This is a genomic window from Oceanobacillus sp. FSL H7-0719 (genome assembly GCF_045040795.1).
In the GTDB taxonomy this organism is placed as follows: domain Bacteria; phylum Bacillota; class Bacilli; order Bacillales; family Amphibacillaceae; genus Oceanobacillus.
Map to the genome: position 1 here is coordinate 2,698,645 of NZ_CP150301.1, position 17,830 is coordinate 2,716,474.

The window sequence follows — 17,830 nt, forward strand, 5'->3', positions numbered from 1 at the left end:
CAGTCCCTGATTGATCCCATTAATTGAAAAAGGAGCGTGCACATGACAACTTATCATAAACTTATTCGTGACCGTATTCCCGAAGTCCTTGAACAGTCTGACAGAACATTTAGTGTAGAAACACTTAACCATGACCGTTATATTCTTGAGCTCAAGAAAAAGTTAGATGAGGAACTGGCAGAGTATCAAGCTGCGGCCACTAACGAGGAGGCCCTGGAGGAGCTGGCAGATATTTTAGAAGTAATTCATTGTCTGAGCGGAGTGCATCAAGCATCCTTTGAAGAGCTGGAGCAAATTCGCGCGAAGAAGGAAGCAGAGCGTGGGAGCTTTAAAGAGAAGTTGTTTTTAGTAGAGGTTGATGATAAGTGAACGGGACAGAAAGGACAAAGCCAAACATACTAAAATATAATAATCTAACTTTTTAAGAAAATATTTTGGCCCTATCATCCTCGATTCCAATGCAATTTAGCATAAGTTTATATTTATAATTCGTTTTAGTTGCTATTGACACCGCTTTCACATTCTTGTATTATAACTTAACAAGTTAATTTATGTGATTGGAAAAGAGACCCACACCGTAAAGTATATTTCTCGTTGGAGAAGTATGCTGTAAAAGTGTGGGTTTTTGTGTTCTAGTATACATATAAACAACTTGTAGAAATATATTTAAAGTATAAACGAGGGGGAATGATAAACATGTCCGAATTTCTAGCTGAACTGATTGGCACCATGGTTCTTGTTGTGTTTGGTGGTGGAGTTGTTGCAAGCAATATACTCAATAAGTCAAAAGGGGCAGGTGGCGGCTGGGTGCTCATTACACTTGGTTGGGGCCTAGGGGTTACTCTTGGAGTCTATGCTGTAGGAGATGTATCCGGTGCGCACCTTAACCCTGCAGTAACATTAGGATTTGCATCAATCGGTGAGTTTCCATGGGAAAGCGTTTTACCATATATCACAGCGCAAATAATTGGCGCGGTTATTGGGGCGATTATTGTATTCTTTGTATACCTGCCTCATTGGGCAGAAACAAAAGAGGCAGATTTAAAATTAGCGGTGTATGCTACAGCGCCAGCAATACGTAGTCCGTTATCGAATCTGACAGCAGAAATTATTGGTACGTTCGCTCTATTATTAGGATTATTATTTATTGGCGCAAATGAATTTACTGAGGGATTAAATCCACTTGTTGTCGGTGCGTTAATTGTTGCCATTGGTATGTCATTAGGTGGTCCGACTGGTTACGCGATTAATCCAGCACGTGATTTAGGGCCAAGAATTGCACACGCAATTCTCCCCATCCCAGGAAAAGGCGGATCTGATTGGGGATATGCTTGGGTACCAATTGCTGGTCCAGCAATTGGCGGGATTTATGGAGCACTGTTCTATCAAGCTGTTTTCACAGGAGTATATACATGGGCTTTTTGGGCAGTCAGTGGTGTAATTGCATTCATACTAGTTGCGGCCACAGTAATAGAATTAAAAAAGGCATCGACTAATGCAGCTGATAAAAAGAAAGTATCCAATATAATATAAGTATAGGGAGGAGAAAGATTTATGAGTAAATTTATTTTATCAATAGACCAGGGGACAACTAGTTCGAGAGCAATTTTATTTAACCATAAGGGTGAGATTGTTGAAACAGCACAGCAGGAATTTGAACAGTTCTTTCCAAAGCCTGGCTGGGTTGAACATGACGCAAATGAAATTTGGACATCTGTCCTAGCTTGTGTTGCAGAGGTTTTAAGAAAATCCGATATTAACCCTGACCAAGTTGCAGGAATTGGCATTTCTAATCAACGGGAAACAGCAGTTGTTTGGGATAAAAAGACTGGCAAACCAATTTATAAAGCGATTGTTTGGCAATCACGGCAAACAGAAGAAATTGTACAAGAACTGCGCGAAAAAGGATATAATGATTTATTTAAAGAGAAAACAGGATTGCTTTTGGATCCATATTTCTCGGGTACAAAAGTAAAGTGGATTCTGGACAATGTAGAAGGTGCTAGAGAAAAAGCAGAAAACGGCGAACTGCAATTCGGTACAATTGACAGTTGGCTGGTTTATAAACTTTCGGGCGGAAAAGCTCATGTTACAGATTATTCAAACGCTTCTCGCACGCTCATGTTTAATATCTATGATTTAAAATGGGATGATGAATTACTTGATATTCTGACTGTTCCGAAGAGCATGCTTCCAGAAGTGAAACAGTCATCAGAAGTTTATGCAAATACGATAGATTACCATTTCTTCGGTAAAGAGATTCCAATCGCAGGAATTGCTGGTGACCAGCAGGCAGCACTGTTTGGCCAAGCTTGTTTTGATGAAGGAATGGTTAAAAACACTTATGGCACAGGCGGATTTCTTTTGATGAACACTGGAGAAAAGGGAGTTCAATCAGAAAATGGTCTATTAACAACAATTGCTTGGGGTGTTGATGGAAAAGTTGAATACGCTTTAGAAGGAAGTATCTTTGTATCCGGTTCAGCTATTCAATGGCTCCGTGATGGTTTGCGATTGATAGAAAGCGCACCAGAAAGTGAAAGTATATCTAAACAAGTGGACTCAACAGATGGAGTCTATGTAGTTCCGGCTTTCGTTGGGCTAGGGACTCCTTATTGGGACAGTGAAGCACGTGGTGCTGTATTTGGACTGACTCGCGGCACGAAAAAAGAACATTTTGTCCGAGCTACCCTAGAATCTCTTGCTTATCAATCTAAAGATCTAGTCGATGTCATGATGACTGATTCAGGCATCGAAGTGAAGTCATTGCGTGTAGATGGTGGAGCAGTTATGAATAATTTCTTAATGCAGTTCCAAAGTGATCTTTTAGATGTTCAAGTTGATCGTCCTGTTATAAATGAAACGACTGCTTTAGGCGCAGCTTATTTAGCTGGTTTAGCAGTTGGCTACTGGAAAGATAAAGAAGAAATTGCAAAACAGTGGAATGTTGATCGCACTTTTACATCTGAATTATCTGAGGAAAAACGTGATGAGCTTTATGCTGGCTGGAAAAAGGCAGTAGCTGCGACGAGAGCATTCAAAAACTAATCTTGTTTAAAAGAATAAATCACTTCTAACCTTTTCAAGTCCATACTATATCGGGACCTGTTAAAATATAAAAGTAATTTCTTTTTAAACATGCAGCCATTGAGTGGCCACATATCCTTTATTCCCTTAATAAAGGATATGTGGTCCTCTTTATTATAAAGAAATAAAGTCCTATCCATCATTGAAGGGGAATTGCATTTCCTCAGCAGTATAAAATTGAAAAGGACTTCTTAGTTTCTTCCCCTTCATTTTCCGGTACTTTTAAATAAGTTAGTGAAAATCTTTTTCTTCTCTTTCGTGCTCACATTGCCTTCTCTTCTACCCTGCAGCTCATTCATAGCCTTCATGAGATATTCATCACGCTTTCTCTCATTATCCCTTTGGCCTTTATCTTGTTCATGGATCCGTTCATTGAAAGAGACTTGAAGTTGCAGGAATAACGCTTCATACCCATTCATCCGTTCATGCATAGAGTTCAGCGTTTCCAGCAGCTCCTTATTTTGTTCCGCTAATAGGCGGATTTCATTTAACATTGTCTTATTCAATTGAAGTTCATTGACCTTTTGTTCATTCACTTCTTCACTATTCGAGTGAACCTTCCCTTCCTCTATTTTTTCCAATATACTTTTCACCTGTTCATGCTGGTTCCCTTGTTCCATCAAATGCCGAATCTTTTTTATCGTATTCAGCGAACTTGCATGAACAAGATAAGCATTCCTCTCACCCCTTCTTATCTTCAGATACTCTCTATAGTGCCTGACATAGCGCCTGACTGTTTCGGGTGGTATAGCCACTTTTTCGGACACGTCTGAGATAGAAAACCATTCATTTAATCGATTCATGATATTCATCCCTTCATTCATGTCTTTCATTTTTCTACTACTTATATGAATACAACTTTTTTTCAATATTTCCTTCTAAAATAGGAAAATAAACTTTTTACTTATTTCTCAAAAACACAATAAGCTGACATGTCTTCATTTTTTCAACTCGTTTTCCAAATAATCCTGTAAGGCATTGCAGGACTTGTATATTTGTACTAACCTAGTTTTAATGACTTCTTCTATAAGTCCATATATAAATTAAAGAAAGAGAGATGCCTTCATGGGCAGAGATAAAGCACAGCAAGACATACATCAACCAATAAAAAATTCCAATCAAACAACGGAAGGCGAAAAAAAGGGATGTTATAGTACAATCACCATATTCATAGGTATTGCACTTATTACCTTTGGTTTTGGAATCTACTGTATAACATTAGCTCCAGATGCCTGGTATGCGACTATTATCATATTTATCATTGGCATCATGCTTTTATTTTTTGCTTATATTTTATATCTAGGATTAAAACATGGTGAGGAAAGTGAAAAAAGATTTGAACTAAATGAGAAGGGGATCTTTGTTCATCACATTCACCATAAGGCTGGAACCGAAGAAAAGGTATCTATCCCATTTGAATCCATCAAGAGTGTAATTATTGGAAACAATGCAAACTATATCTCCATGCCCGTGGGCAAGGGTATTATTTTTTATCGCTTTGGCGCTATAATGGTGATAAAACATGAAAATGGAATTTTTATACAGCAGTTCTTTGAACAGCAGGAATTTCACGATTGGATTTTGAGACTAGAGGACAAAGGATGTCCTTTATTCAAGACTGAATATGACCTGGGCCCTGCAATCGCATCAGGGCCAGATTACAAAGTAGATTTTTCCAAGCTGGTGGGTCTGCCGTGGCAAGGTGCCCCTGATTATCCTCCAATTGGCGAAGAGAAATTACGAAACCCATTTTCACCTTGGGAGATCGGGGTCAAGAAAAGGGAAGGTGTTGAAGAGAATAAACGAATGAAGACAAGAAAGTGGGAAAAACGCGTCAATTGGCTGCTGCTTGGTTATGCTCTTATTGTAGGCGGCGTAATTATGCCAACGTTTCCGCTTGATAAGGATGGCATTCTGGCTATTGATGACCCATTCATTTTTGGTGTATTGCCATTCTATATATTAATCCCTTTCTTTCTGGTTTTATGGCGTTCCTATGCAAAATGGTACTTGCCCTTCCTGTATTTTGTCATTATGACTGCAGGAAATAGTTTTGGCGCATTACTCGTCTCTATATTTGCAGACATACCTGCCATTTATTTATCGGCGATTGCGATAAATCTGTTTGTTCTTGTAATGGGGTTGATTCCCAGTTTCCTATTTATTAAAGTCATTAAATTCTTAGGCACTTTAAGGAATAAAAGCAGGAGCTATTAATCTCACACAAATAAGGGACGGTGATATAACTAATACCACCCAATTAAAAGATGGACATCAGAGAATAGAAAGCTCTTCATGTTAACTTTTTATAATGGGGATAATAATTTCTAATTGCGAAGTGCTGATAATCTTAATTCAGAATTACACTGTTTTTTGGACAGATGGCGTTCTCATAGACTGTTTCACCACTTATCTTGCTGTTACTGTCTGATAGAGATGTTTTCATAGACCGTTTCACCGCTTACCTTGCTGTTACTGTCTGATAGAGATGTTCTTATAGACAGTTTCACCGCTTATCTTGCTGTTACTGTCTGATAGAGATGTTTTCATAGACCGTTTCACCACTTTACTTGCCCCGACAGGCTTAGAGAAATTTTCTCATCCCCCGTTAAAAACAATCCTGATTTCTTCGGGCAGGGAGAATACTTGTCAAAGACAGTTTTTTGAAATCCAGTTTTATATTGTCTAAGTGCAATCTTATTAATAACGAATTTTCAAATTTCCTGTATCTCTAGGGGGAAATTATTCTGAATTAAAGCAGTCAGAACTTAATTTTTAATCCGAACGAAATTAAGATATCGTTCGGATTTTAATATGTTATATTTCTTTTGTCTCAGCCTCTTAAAAGCAAAATATTTATACAACGCTAGACTTTATTAATCTCTACCAAGTGAACCCTTCGTTCACTCACTTCCAATATCTTAAACTCCAGATTTTTATAAAGAAGTGTCTCTCCTTCCTCAGGCAAGTAACTATACTGACTAAGAATAAAACCAGCCACGTTATCCGCTTCCTCAGGAATATTTACTTGAAAGACATTGTTTAAGCGATGCAATGACAATCTTCCATCACAGATGAGCTGTGTCTCTGTCTGGCTGTGAATAAGTGCATCGTCTTCGTCTGTCTCATCCTCAATATCTTGTCCAATCATTGTTTCAATTAAATCCTCGTGCGTAATTAATCCTTCCGTTCCACCGTACTCATCTAACACGATTGCAATATGTTTCTTCTCTTCCATCATCTTTCTAAAAACGGCATCAATCGGATTAAATTCATAGACAAACAGAGGATCCTTATCTGAAAAGTCCTGTATTTTCTTTTCAGGATTTCTTGCCCAAGCCAACACAAATTTGGAATGAAATACACCAACAATATGGTCGATGTCCCCATCATAAATCGGATAGCGTGTGTGATGATGAGCTAATAAAAAATCAGGCGCCTCTTCAAAAGACGTATCGATTGGAAGGCATTGCATTTCGACTCGATGTGTTTTTAACACATCAGATACATTTAAACTTTGAAAATCTAATACTGATTTCAAACGATACATTTCATCATTTTTAAAGGTGCCTTCTGTATGTGCAATATCTACCATTGCCCGCATCTCCGCTTTAGAAATCGTTACCGGATCTTCTTGCCCCCTGCCCAGAAGTCTAACAATCGTCCTTGTCAGCAGGTTGAGCAAGAAAATAAACGGCTTTAATATAATGAGGATAACCATCGTTGGGTAGTAGACGATATGCGCAATCCGTTCTGGGAATGCGGCTGCGATTGACTTAGGCAACACTTCGGCAAATATAATAATGAGTACCGTAAGCACTGCTGTTGTTATACCGATATTCCAGCCAAACTCCAGAGCTACAATCGTAACCATGGATGGCAGCACGATATTAGGTACATTGTTAGCAATTAATATGCCTGGGATAAACAAGTCTGGATTATCAACTAGCTTTAATAAGCGTGCTGCTTTTTTATCTCCATTTGCCGCTTTAAGTTGAAGTTTCATTTCATTTGTAGCCGTGAGTGCTGTCTCGCTCCCGGAAAAGTAACTGGAAGCAATGAATAGTACAATGATGCCAATAATTAATGTGGTCAAAACCTTCACCTACTTGAATTCTATTGATTGTAAGCAGTATTCCCTGATTTGATTAAAAAAGAACATATTCAAGAGTAAACATCTCAAAAACAATTACTTATGCCTTGTAAAGAGGATTGCAGAGATAGATAGCATTTTAATTTATAAGATGCCAATAATAGCAGACATCATTTCTATCCCGCCCTGCCGGCGAATAATTCCTTCTTCCTCTCCTCAATAACTATCATTCTTGTTCACATGCACCTATTTGATTATTGCAGAAATTCTTTCCAGAACAATAAAAAAACAGTCTAATCATTAAGATTAAACTGTTTGCAAATAAATATATTTATTCATTTTAAATAACACCAATAAATGGTGTATTGTCACATCCAAATAAAAGTGCTATACTAAATAAGTTAACAGCGTTTTAATTGTTTCAAATATAACTATCCAATTATATTGTACCAAACAATTACCTTTGCTGTCAACAAAAAAGTGAATTTCATTGAGAAAGGATTGGATTCAATGAGTCAGGATGTAGACAATTACTCGTTTGAACAACGACGAATTGAGAAGGTAATTGAGGAAATCAAGCATAAGCAGGAAAAGCTATCTGCACAATCTACCGGGCTAAAGAAAAGTGTTATCGAACTCCGCAAAACATTTTGGGATGATGTAAGAGTTAACCTTGACGAACCTGACGATGTAATTGAAACACAAGAAAGCATTAAACAGCAGGCTGCAATTTTATCTGAAAAGGAGCGGTTTCACGGAAAAATAGGCGCTCAACTGCACACCTTAGATCGACTCAAAGATGCTCCTTATTTTGGGCGTATTGATTTTATCGAAGAACCTGGTGCAGAGAAGGAATCGATTTATATAGGGATTGCCTCTTTAATGGACGAAGAAGATGATGACTTTCTTATTTATGATTGGCGCGCTCCAATCTCAAGTCTTTATTATGACTTTTCTCCAGGCCCAGCTCATTATCAAACATTGGATACAACAATATCCGGCGAGATGACCCTAAAGCGGCAATTTATTATTAAACAGGGGCTTATTAAAGGAATGTTCGACACAGGCGTAACGATTGGGGACACTCTTCTTCAGCAAGCGCTGGGTAATAATGCGAGCACAACAATGAAAAATATTGTAGCTACAATCCAGAAAGAACAAAATGAAATTATCCGGAATAATAGCAGCAAGCTATTAATTGTTCAGGGAGTTGCCGGCAGTGGAAAGACTTCGGCTGCTTTACAACGGATTGCTTATTTAATGTACCGCTACCGGAAAGAACTGCATCCAGACAACGTCATGTTATTATCTCCAAACCCTTTGTTCAGCAGTTATATTTCCAATGTACTGCCAGACCTAGGCGAAACAAATGTCAGACAAATGACTTTCTTGGAGTATTTAAGAAATAGAATCGGTGACAAGTTAACCATTGAATCGCCGTTCGAACAAATGGAATATGTATTAACCAAAATGGAAACGAATCTGTACAACGCTCGAATGAAAAGCATGGATTATTTGTCTACCGTTGAATTTAAACAGCTCCTTGATCTATTTGTATCAGATTTGCATGAAGATGGAATTGAATTTAAATCAATTAAATTCCGCGGAAAAGTACTTGTCTCAGCAGAACAAATTCGTGCATATTTTTATGCATTAGAGCGTGAAATTGCACTTCCGAATAAGATGGAAATCGTAGCAAAGTGGCTCCTTCAGGAACTCCAAAAGCATCAGAAATCAGAATGGAAAGCAGACTGGGTAATGGAACAAATTGAATTGCTGGATAAAGAAGATTATATGCGCATTTACCATAAAGCGGAGAAGCAAGCTGCATTCAGTACAGTACATGATGAAGAAATCATCTTAAGAAAACATATGGTGAAGCGTTTCTTCCGCCCAGTGAAAGAGCGCGTGAAAATAATGGAGTTTGTAAACATACTGACCACCTACGAACAGCTCTTTACCAAATGGATTCCAACAGATCCTCCTTTTGCCTGGCAGGAGATTCGCTCCCAGGTTGCCAATGACTTAGCACAGAAAATCTTAACCTGGGAAAATGCGACACCATACCTTTATTTTAAAGGGAAATTACTTGGGGATAGCTCTGACCGTTCTGTCCGTCAATTAATCATTGATGAGGCACAGGACTATTCAGCCTTTCAGTTTGCCTATATCAAGCACATTTTCCCTTATACGAGAATGACATTGCTGGGAGATGTGAACCAGGCCATCTACACACATATTGCAAAGGTAAATCCACTGACTCCAATCGAACAGAAAGAAAGCTATGAACGGATTACATTGACCAAAAGCTATCGATCAACAAAGCAAATTGTGGAGTTTACGAAGCACTTCTCTCCTGGTACGGAGGAAATCATACCATTTAATCGCCAGGGAAGTCTGCCAACTCTTATTCGGCTGCAAGATGAAAAGGATAAAGAGCAAGCATTGATTACATGTGTAAAAGAACTGATGAAAAAGGACAATGAGATAATTGCATTGATTTGTAAATCATTAAAGGAAAGTGAACAGATTTACAAATTACTGCAGGATAAGATGCCCATTCACCTTGTCAACGAGGAAACCTATACATTTGAAAAAGGTATACTCGTATTACCTATTTACCTGGCGAAGGGAATTGAATTTGATGCCGTCATCCTGCCCGACGTCTCAAAAGAACAGTATCATTCAGCGTCCGATAAAACGCTGCTTTATACAGCTTGCACCAGAGCAATGCATGTACTTACCATGCTGAGCGACAAGGAGGAATCTCCTTTTATCAAGTCTGTTCCCGAAATGCTGTATGAGGTGAAGAACCTGACAGATCTTTAAAACGTAAAATAGCTGTGAATCCGATCAAGATTCCCCTTTAATTAGGGAATAATTGGAATCAGAGGGGGTTGGACTCTGTTTTACCCTTGGCAAGTTCAAAACTTGCCCCCCCCTCTCCCTTTTATCAACTAATCATCGTCGTCTATCGATTCCCCCGCAAATAGCTGGATATATGAATCAAGTTAGTCACTTCCGCTTCCGTTCAATCCCTCAATTATTGTCTCTCCTTCATCCTATTAGAATAATGTGCTTTGGAACAGGTTTTTGGACATCATATAGAATCTTTGAAGCCCGTTATATTTTATCGTTCAAAGTTTGTTCAATATTTCACATTGTTTCTTTCCAAATACGTGCTATGATTAATTTATACCATGATCGATCATTTACATTTGGTATACACATTAGACATAACAGCAACATGAGTGATGTAAGGGACTCTATAAACAACAGAGGAGAGATCATTTATGAAAGCAGTAGTAGTTGATCCAAAGGGAAAAGTAAACATTGATGTTATTGAAAAAGAATTACGGCCATTACAAGCCGGTGAAGCATTAGTCGATATAGAATATTGCGGTGTATGTCACACTGACCTTCACGTAGCAGCTGGTGACTTCGGGAATGTGGAAGGTCGTATTCTTGGACATGAAGGGATAGGAATTGTATCTCAAATAGCCGATGATGTTACGAGCTTAGAAATTGGTGATAGAGTTAGTATTGCGTGGATGTTCCAAGCTTGTGGCAGATGTGAGTATTGTACAACAGGCAGGGAAACGTTCTGTCGTGACGTCAAGAATTCTGGTTACAGTGTCGATGGCGGAATGGCTGAACAATGTATCGTAACTGCTGATTATGCAGTAAAGGTACCAGAGGGACTAGATCCAGCACAAGCTAGCAGTATCACCTGTGCAGGAGTTACTACTTATAAAGCGATCAAGGTTGCTGATGTTAAAGCTGGTCAATGGGTTGTCGTTTATGGTTGTGGCGGTTTAGGGAACCTGGCCATTCAGTATGCTAAGCATGTATTCAATGCTAAAGTTATTGCAGTAGATATTAATGATGATAAGTTGTCACTAGCCAAAGATATAGGTGCAGATATGACAATTAACCCAATTACACAAGGCGATACTGACAAAATCATTCAAGAACAAGCCGGTGGGGCGCATGCCGCTATCGTAACTGCAGTTTCTAAAACAGCATTTAATTCAGCTGTTGATGCAGTACGTGCATGTGGTAAAGTAGTAGCTGTTGGTTTACCTTCAGAAACAATGGACTTAAATATTCCAAGACTAGTACTCGATGGAATAGAGGTAATTGGTTCATTAGTTGGCACGCGTAAAGACTTAGAAGAAGCCTTCCAATTTGGTGCAGAAGGTAAAGTAGTGCCAGTTGTGCAAACGCGCTGCTTGCATGAAGTACAGGATATATTTGAAGAAATGGAACAAGGTAAAATTCAAGGCCGGATGGTAATCGATTTTAAACAGCATACATGTGATTGCTAATATAATATGCGGCAGGCTCACAGGTCATAGACTTGTGAACCTGCCGCTTTTCGTTTTCACAAAAGAAGGTCCTAAAAAGCAGATTTCCTCAGATTAACATCCCCAAGTACTTTTCAAAATTTACACCTTCTATTTCAGGAACTTTTTCCTTTGATGCATCCTGGATAGCTTCTTTAAGGAATCCAACTGCAAGCTGTACTGCTCCTTCCAGACTATCCCCGCGCATCATGCTCCCCATCACAACCGATGCAAATAAATCACCAGTTCCAGAATAGCTTTTCCGATTATATTCCATCTCATGATAAAATGTTTTATTTCCATCCAAATACAAGTTTCCAATAAATTGCTTTGTTGGCTCCGCTGCCGGCGGGTTAACACCTGTAATAATAACTTCAGCACCGCTTGTTTGTGTTAGTCTATTCCCTGCTTCTTCCAGTGCTTTTAAATAATCATTCCCATCTGAATAGCTGTGCAGCTTCTCATAAGATAGCCCAGACAACAGGCAGCATTCTGTCACATTTGGAGTAATCACATCCGCATGTCGCACTAATGCCTTCATCTGCTCCAGTAAACCACCAGTGAAAATTGGATAGACTTCTCCATCATCGCCCATTACCGGATCAACGAGCAGCTTTGTATCATTTATATAAAACCTGTCTAAAAAATAAAAGATATTTTTAATTTGTTCCCCGCCAGTTACAAATCCAGTGAAAATACCATCAAACATTACCTGGAGTTTATTCCACTCTTCCGTAAAATGGTTCATTTTCGGAGTAAAATCATCCCAGAAATAACTCGGATAACCGGTTTGCGCCGACAGAACCGCCGTCGGGAGCGGGCATGCTTGAACACCCATTACAGATAGAACTGGTATTGCAGCAGTTAATGAGCATTTTCCAAAAGAGGATAAATCCTGTATCACAGCAACTTTTTTCATATGAACCTCCATAAACGAACTGAGACTTTTTCTATTTTATCATTTGATGATTGGCTTGTCATTAACAGCTATAAGCAATAGTCTTGATAAATTAACTGGGTGCAGGCACCATCCGATTGCTTATCACTTCCAGCAAACACATCAACTGACCCTGTCACTTTTTAATAAATTGACACTTAAAGATGGGTCAATCTTCTGCTAAAGTAATAAAAAAACTCAAGTTAGGAAGGTCGCATTATGGAGAATACACCAGCTTACTTAAGTACTCGTAAAAAAACACAAGACTTAATCATTACATCCATGCTCATTGCACTCATTTTTGTTTCAACTGCATTTTTAAACTTCAGACTGCCGATTGCTGCAAATGGAGGGTTAGTGCATATGGGAACGGCAATGCTTTTCATCGCCTCTATTTTATTCGGACCTAAAAAAGGAGCACTTGCCGGGGCAATTGGGATGGGTCTCTTTGATATAATCGGGGGCTGGGTTTTATGGACTCCAATCACAATTGCAGCGCGCGGACTGCAAGGATATATTGTCGGAAAAATTGCCTGGTTTCATAATCGCAAAGGAAATAGCGTCGCTTTCAACCTCACAGCGACAATTGTTTCTGTTCCATTTATGATTGCTGTTTATTACACTGGTGAATCTATTTTATATGGAAATTGGATCACACCACTCGCTTCCATACCAGGAGATATTGTTCAAAGTGTGTTAGGTGTCCTCATTGCCCTCCCAATTTGTGTTGCTTTAAAGCGGGTTTCCTATTTTAAATAGGCAGAACAGTGGGGTCCTTTCCCCGCTGTTCACGTATTGGCATATGCTTAACTTGCGATTATATTTTCATCCTTATCCCGATTCGATACCTCATTTCCCACGAAAACCCTGTCAGGTTTAACAACAAAAGTGCTAATTAAAGCAGCAATCGTAAATAGTGCGAGAATAACATACAGCATCATATCATAGGATCCAGTCTTTTCGAGAATATAGGCACTTAATTGATTACCTGACAATCCTGCCAATGCCCAAGCGGATAAAGCTAAGCCGTGCACAGTAGAAATGCTATCTAAGCCGAAACGGTCGGATAACAGAGGTGGCAGCGAAGAAAATCCTCCGCCATAACCTGCATTTACAACACATAGCAAAGCAATAATGAGAAGAGCTACAGTGTTTTGCATGCCGCCAAATAGAATAATTAATAAAATAGCTGCAATCGATAAGGTAAAGATAATTTTGTAGATGGAATTCCGGTCTTTTAATCGATCAGCCCATGCAGAGAAGGCAATTCTTCCACCCGCATTGAAAATAGCCGTTAGCGAACTGACTAACCCAATCGCACCAAATCCAATGAACGCTAACATACCTTTTTCTTGTGAAATCAGCGCTAACCCACAGGTTATATTAATATAGAACATGAGCCAGACACCAATAAATGTCCTGCTCTTTAACACCTTTTTATAACTAAAACTGCGAGCGCTCGCACTTTCTTCCTCATACCCTGCTGGTTTTTTAATCAGCACATGTCCAATAACCATTGCGGCTAAATATATGCCTGCTAAAATGAAAAACATCGTATAGATATTTGTTGCCTGAACTAAAGCACCTTCACTATTCCTTTCCCCCAGAAGCCTTTCCATTAAAGGACTGGCAATTACTTTTGCTAGGCCAAATCCGGCAACTGCAAGGCCAGTCGCTAACCCCTTTTGTTTATCAAACCAGAGCATTAATGTTTTTACTGGAGTTAAATAACCGATGCCAAGTCCAATTCCCATTACAATACCGTAAGAAATGTAAATTCCGATTAATGACTTTTGGTAAATAAAAAATCCTGTCCCTGCCATTCCAGCAACAAAGAATATTGCCGAGAGCAAGGAAGATTTATGTATATCCTTTTCAACAAGCTTGCCTCCAAAGGCTGCAGACATGCCAAGAACAAAGATTGCCAAGCTGAATGCCCACTCCACACTGCTGACAGATTCCCCAATATAGGATGCAATATCATCCTTAAACAAGGACCAGCAGTAAACCGTACCAATACTGCAATGAATGAATAGAGCCGGAAGTACAGCACGAATCCATTTATTTTCTAGCTTCCCCATAAGAATAACCCCTTCTTCCCCTGTTTATTGAATGAGCAGAATAACGGATAACAGATTCTGCATCCTTTTCATCGTTCGCCTTTTAGTCAATAAAATGATTTTAACATTATATTATAAGTTGTATTTTAACTATTTCACGAACATTAATAGGGTCATTATACATTATGTCAGGAAATAATAGAAGGGGTTTTCGAACTTTATCGAAGGAAATTAATTACACAATGAATCTGAATAGTTTATTACTTATAGATTTAATAATATACAGAGCTAAACAGGAAAAATCGTACAGCAAGAAGAAGCAATAGCAGCATGAAAGAATAGAAGATTGATTCAATAAAAGAAAATAACTTCTTAAAAAGGCAGTACCCCAGTTGGATACTGCCTTTTTAGGATATTTCGATTATACTATTATACAGAGGGTTCGAAACCATCCCCTCTTAAATAAAAACTAGGGAGGAATTACATATGGAAAAAGCAGTAGTCATATTTAGTGGTGGGCAAGATTCAACGACATGTCTCCTATGGGCATTGGAGAAGTTCGATTACGTTGAAACCATCACTTTTTTGTATGGCCAAAGAAATATTTCCGAGCTGGACTCAGCAGAGAAGATAGCCAATGATTTTGGGGTTAAACATACGGTTTTAAACCTGAAGCTGCTCTCTCAACTGACCACAAACGCGATGACTCGAATGGATATGGATATCGATGACAGCGGTAAAATGCCTAATACTTTTGTGCCGGGGCGCAACCACATCTTCCTGTCATTTGCAGCTATTTACGCAAAACAGATTGGCGCAAGACATCTGATCACCGGTGTAAGTGAAACAGACTTTAGTGGTTATCCGGATTGTCGCCACGATTTTATTCAGTCGTTGAATCAAACACTGAATCTTGCTATGGATGATCAGTTCCACATCCATACTCCATTAATGTGGAAAAACAAAGCAGAAACATGGGAAATGGCCGATAGAATGGGGAGATTAGAATATATCAAAGTCCATACCACAACATGCTATAACGGAATCATTGGCGATGGCTGCGGATCATGTCCTTCTTGTAAATTAAGAAAACAAGGCTTAGATGCCTATCTAGCAGGAGGGATGTAAATGCTGAGAATTCTCATATACCTATTATCTATTATAATAGCAAACGTTATTACTGCGAAATTCGCGCCACTCCATCTTGGATTATTTATCATCCCTTATGGAACATTGTTTATCGGACTTACGCTTGTTATGCGCGATATGGTGCAGAATAAGTATGGCAGAAAGAAAACATACATGTGGATTGTTGCTGCATTGGCACTTTCAGCAGTTACCAGCCATTTGCTTGGGGATGAATTATGGGTTGTATTTGCATCAACTTTAAGTTTTATTATTTCTGAGACAGCAGATACAGAAATCTATACACGATTGAAGCTACCTTTTGTAAAACGGGTGATGTTTTCAGGAATTGTTGCCGGTTTTTTTGATTCCTCCGTATTTGTCATTATCGGGATTGGACCTCTAGGCTTAGGTTATGTTTCATGGGATTTAGTCCCCTATGCAATTGCAGGACAATGGGTTGCCAAGGTACTTATGCAGTTAATTGTTGCCGGAGGGATAAGACACTTTGTTATGAAGTTAGGAATATATGAACCGAATATAACAGACTTTGAATATACAGAAACACAATCATTACAGGCAGGAAAATAATAATAGAAATAGTATAGAGGAGAATAATTTATGAAAAAGAGCGATACGAAAGATCTTACTTTATTAGGAAATCAAAATGTAGTATATAAGGATGATTACGATCCAACTGTGCTGGAAACATTTGAGAATCAGCATCAGGAAAACAATTACTTTGTAAAATTCAATATTCCCGAATTTACAAGCTTGTGTCCAATGACTGGTCAGCCAGATTTTGCATCCATTTATCTTTCCTACATTCCTGACAAACGAATGGTTGAAAGTAAATCATTAAAGTTATATATGTTCAGCTTTAGAAACCATGGAGCATTTCATGAGGATTGCGTTAATCTAATTATGAAAGATTTGATTGACCTTATGGATCCAAGATATATCGAAGTGTGGGCAAAATTTACACCACGTGGTGGAATATCAATTGACCCCTATTGCAATTATGGCAAGCCAGGTACAATGTTTGAGGATATGGCGAATCAAAGACTTATGCAGCATGACCTTTACCCAGAGAAGGTAGATAACAGATAGCATCGAAAAGCACACATGCTCCATTGTGTGCTTTTTTCTTGTATTCTTATATTGTAATTCATCACCTTACATGAACAACAGGTTCGTTCCCCTTATCCTCTTTCACACCCTTATTATATAAATGGCATGCTACAAAGTGGTTGTTTTCTGCCTCCTGCCACTCCGGCTTTTCCTTTTCACAGATGTCCATGGCATACGGACATCGCGTACGAAATACACAGCCGCTTGGCGGGTTAATTGGGCTTGGCAGTTCACCTTGCAGGATAATTCGTTCACGTGCTTCTTCAATATCCGGGTCAGGAATCGGAATGGCAGATAACAGTGCTTTTGTATATGGGTGAAGTGGTTTTTCGTAAAGGTTTTCACTCTCCGTCAGCTCTACCATATTCCCTAAATACATCACACCAATTCGATCAGATATTTGCTTCACCATAGAAAGATCATGTGCAATAAAAAGAAACGTAATATCTTTTTCCTTCTGTAGCTGTTTTAATAGATTCACTACCTGAGCCTGGACAGAAACATCCAAGGCTGATATTGGTTCATCAGCAATAATGAAATCTGGATTGAGAGCCAGTGCCCGTGCAATCCCAATACGCTGGCGCTGGCCGCCACTAAATTCATGAGGATAGCGATTGGCATGGTCCCTATTTAAGCCAACTTCCTCTAACAGCTGGCAGACTCTTTCATTTTGGTCTTTTTTTCTTTTATATAGTTTATGAACTTCCATTGGTTCGGAAATTACCTCACGCACGGTGGAACGTGGATTTAGTGAAGCATACGGATCCTGGAAAATCATTTGCATATTCTCACGGAGTTTAAATAATTTTTTTTCACTAAGTTCATGTACATTTTGCCCATCGAATAGAACATCCCCATCCGTCCGATTATAAAGTCCGATAATTGTTCTTCCGATTGTTGATTTTCCACAACCTGATTCACCGACCAGCCCGAAGGTTTCTCCTTTATTAATATGAAATGTTACACCATTAACTGCTTGGAGAATTTGACCTTTTCCAAGAGTGAAATGTTTATACAAATTTTTGATTTCTACTATTTTTCTATTTGACAT

General features: G+C 38.8%; 15 protein-coding genes. 10 read left to right on the top strand and 5 right to left on the bottom strand.

Features of this window, described 5'->3' with window-relative positions; genetic code table 11:
* Positions 1–42 precede the first annotated feature (42 nt).
* The 3 genes from NST93_RS13755 (at position 43) to glpK (ending at position 3,048) form a co-directional block, all read left to right on the top strand.
* A complete protein-coding gene (locus NST93_RS13755) occupies positions 43–369 on the top strand; it encodes a phosphoribosyl-ATP pyrophosphohydrolase (RefSeq protein WP_405097964.1) in 327 nt (108 codons plus the stop codon).
* 327 nt (positions 370–696) lie between these two features.
* The gene (locus NST93_RS13760) at positions 697–1,533 is read left to right on the top strand and encodes an MIP/aquaporin family protein (RefSeq protein ID WP_405097966.1); all 837 of its coding nucleotides are present in this window, start codon (positions 697–699) and stop codon (positions 1,531–1,533) included.
* A 21-nt stretch (positions 1,534–1,554) separates the two neighbouring features.
* Positions 1,555–3,048, top strand: a complete 1,494-nt coding sequence (gene glpK / locus NST93_RS13765; protein ID WP_405097968.1) for a glycerol kinase GlpK — start codon at positions 1,555–1,557, stop codon at positions 3,046–3,048.
* Positions 3,049–3,293: 245 nt separating this feature from the next.
* Here the strand turns inward: glpK and NST93_RS13770 are convergent, their stop codons facing one another.
* Positions 3,294–3,890 (bottom strand): MerR family transcriptional regulator, encoded by a 597-nt coding sequence (locus tag NST93_RS13770; RefSeq protein ID WP_405097970.1) that lies wholly within the window; start codon positions 3,888–3,890, stop codon positions 3,294–3,296.
* 262 nt (positions 3,891–4,152) lie between these two features.
* Here NST93_RS13770 and NST93_RS13775 point away from each other — a divergent pair, with 262 nt between their 5' ends.
* Positions 4,153–5,304, top strand: a complete 1,152-nt coding sequence (locus NST93_RS13775) for a hypothetical protein (protein ID WP_405097972.1) — start codon at positions 4,153–4,155, stop codon at positions 5,302–5,304.
* A 649-nt stretch (positions 5,305–5,953) separates the two neighbouring features.
* Here NST93_RS13775 and NST93_RS13780 read toward each other — a convergent pair.
* The gene (locus NST93_RS13780; RefSeq protein WP_405097974.1) at positions 5,954–7,183 is read right to left on the bottom strand and encodes a hemolysin family protein; all 1,230 of its coding nucleotides are present in this window, start codon (positions 7,181–7,183) and stop codon (positions 5,954–5,956) included.
* A gap of 507 nt (positions 7,184–7,690) precedes the next feature.
* Between NST93_RS13780 and helD the strand changes: the two genes are divergently transcribed.
* Positions 7,691–10,009 carry an RNA polymerase recycling motor HelD gene (gene helD / locus NST93_RS13785; protein ID WP_405097976.1) on the top strand — a complete coding sequence of 773 codons (2,319 nt, stop codon included), beginning with the start codon at positions 7,691–7,693 and terminating at the stop codon, positions 10,007–10,009.
* 464 nt (positions 10,010–10,473) lie between these two features.
* Positions 10,474–11,508, top strand: coding sequence for an alcohol dehydrogenase AdhP (gene adhP / locus NST93_RS13790; RefSeq protein WP_405097978.1), 1,035 nt, complete (start codon positions 10,474–10,476; stop codon positions 11,506–11,508).
* An 88-nt stretch (positions 11,509–11,596) separates the two neighbouring features.
* Here adhP and NST93_RS13795 read toward each other — a convergent pair whose 3' ends face one another.
* Positions 11,597–12,445 carry a pyridoxamine kinase gene (locus NST93_RS13795; RefSeq protein WP_405097980.1) on the bottom strand — a complete coding sequence of 283 codons (849 nt, stop codon included), beginning with the start codon at positions 12,443–12,445 and terminating at the stop codon, positions 11,597–11,599.
* Positions 12,446–12,682: 237 nt separating this feature from the next.
* On the opposite strand from NST93_RS13795, the gene NST93_RS13800 reads away from it, so the two are divergent.
* Positions 12,683–13,222 (top strand): ECF transporter S component, encoded by a 540-nt coding sequence (locus tag NST93_RS13800; RefSeq protein WP_405097982.1) that lies wholly within the window; start codon positions 12,683–12,685, stop codon positions 13,220–13,222.
* A gap of 47 nt (positions 13,223–13,269) precedes the next feature.
* Here the strand turns inward: NST93_RS13800 and NST93_RS13805 are convergent, their stop codons facing one another.
* Positions 13,270–14,544 (bottom strand): OFA family MFS transporter, encoded by a 1,275-nt coding sequence (locus tag NST93_RS13805; protein WP_405097984.1) that lies wholly within the window; start codon positions 14,542–14,544, stop codon positions 13,270–13,272.
* Between the two features lie 465 nt (positions 14,545–15,009).
* On the opposite strand from NST93_RS13805, the gene queC reads away from it, so the two are divergent.
* The 3 genes from queC to queF are packed head-to-tail and all read left to right on the top strand — an operon-like array spanning position 15,010 to position 16,758.
* Positions 15,010–15,651: a 7-cyano-7-deazaguanine synthase QueC gene (queC, locus tag NST93_RS13810; protein WP_405097986.1), complete on the top strand. Its 642-nt coding sequence runs from the start codon at positions 15,010–15,012 to the stop codon at positions 15,649–15,651.
* Between the two features lie 3 nt (positions 15,652–15,654).
* Entirely contained in the window at positions 15,655–16,239 is a 585-nt protein-coding gene (locus NST93_RS13815) for a VUT family protein (protein ID WP_405103896.1), read from the top strand.
* 30 nt (positions 16,240–16,269) lie between these two features.
* Complete coding sequence (queF, locus tag NST93_RS13820) at positions 16,270–16,758, top strand: preQ(1) synthase (RefSeq protein WP_405097988.1); 489 nt, start codon at positions 16,270–16,272, stop codon at positions 16,756–16,758.
* Positions 16,759–16,819: 61 nt separating this feature from the next.
* Here queF and NST93_RS13825 read toward each other — a convergent pair whose 3' ends face one another.
* Complete coding sequence (locus NST93_RS13825) at positions 16,820–17,830, bottom strand: ABC transporter ATP-binding protein (protein ID WP_405097990.1); 1,011 nt, start codon at positions 17,828–17,830, stop codon at positions 16,820–16,822.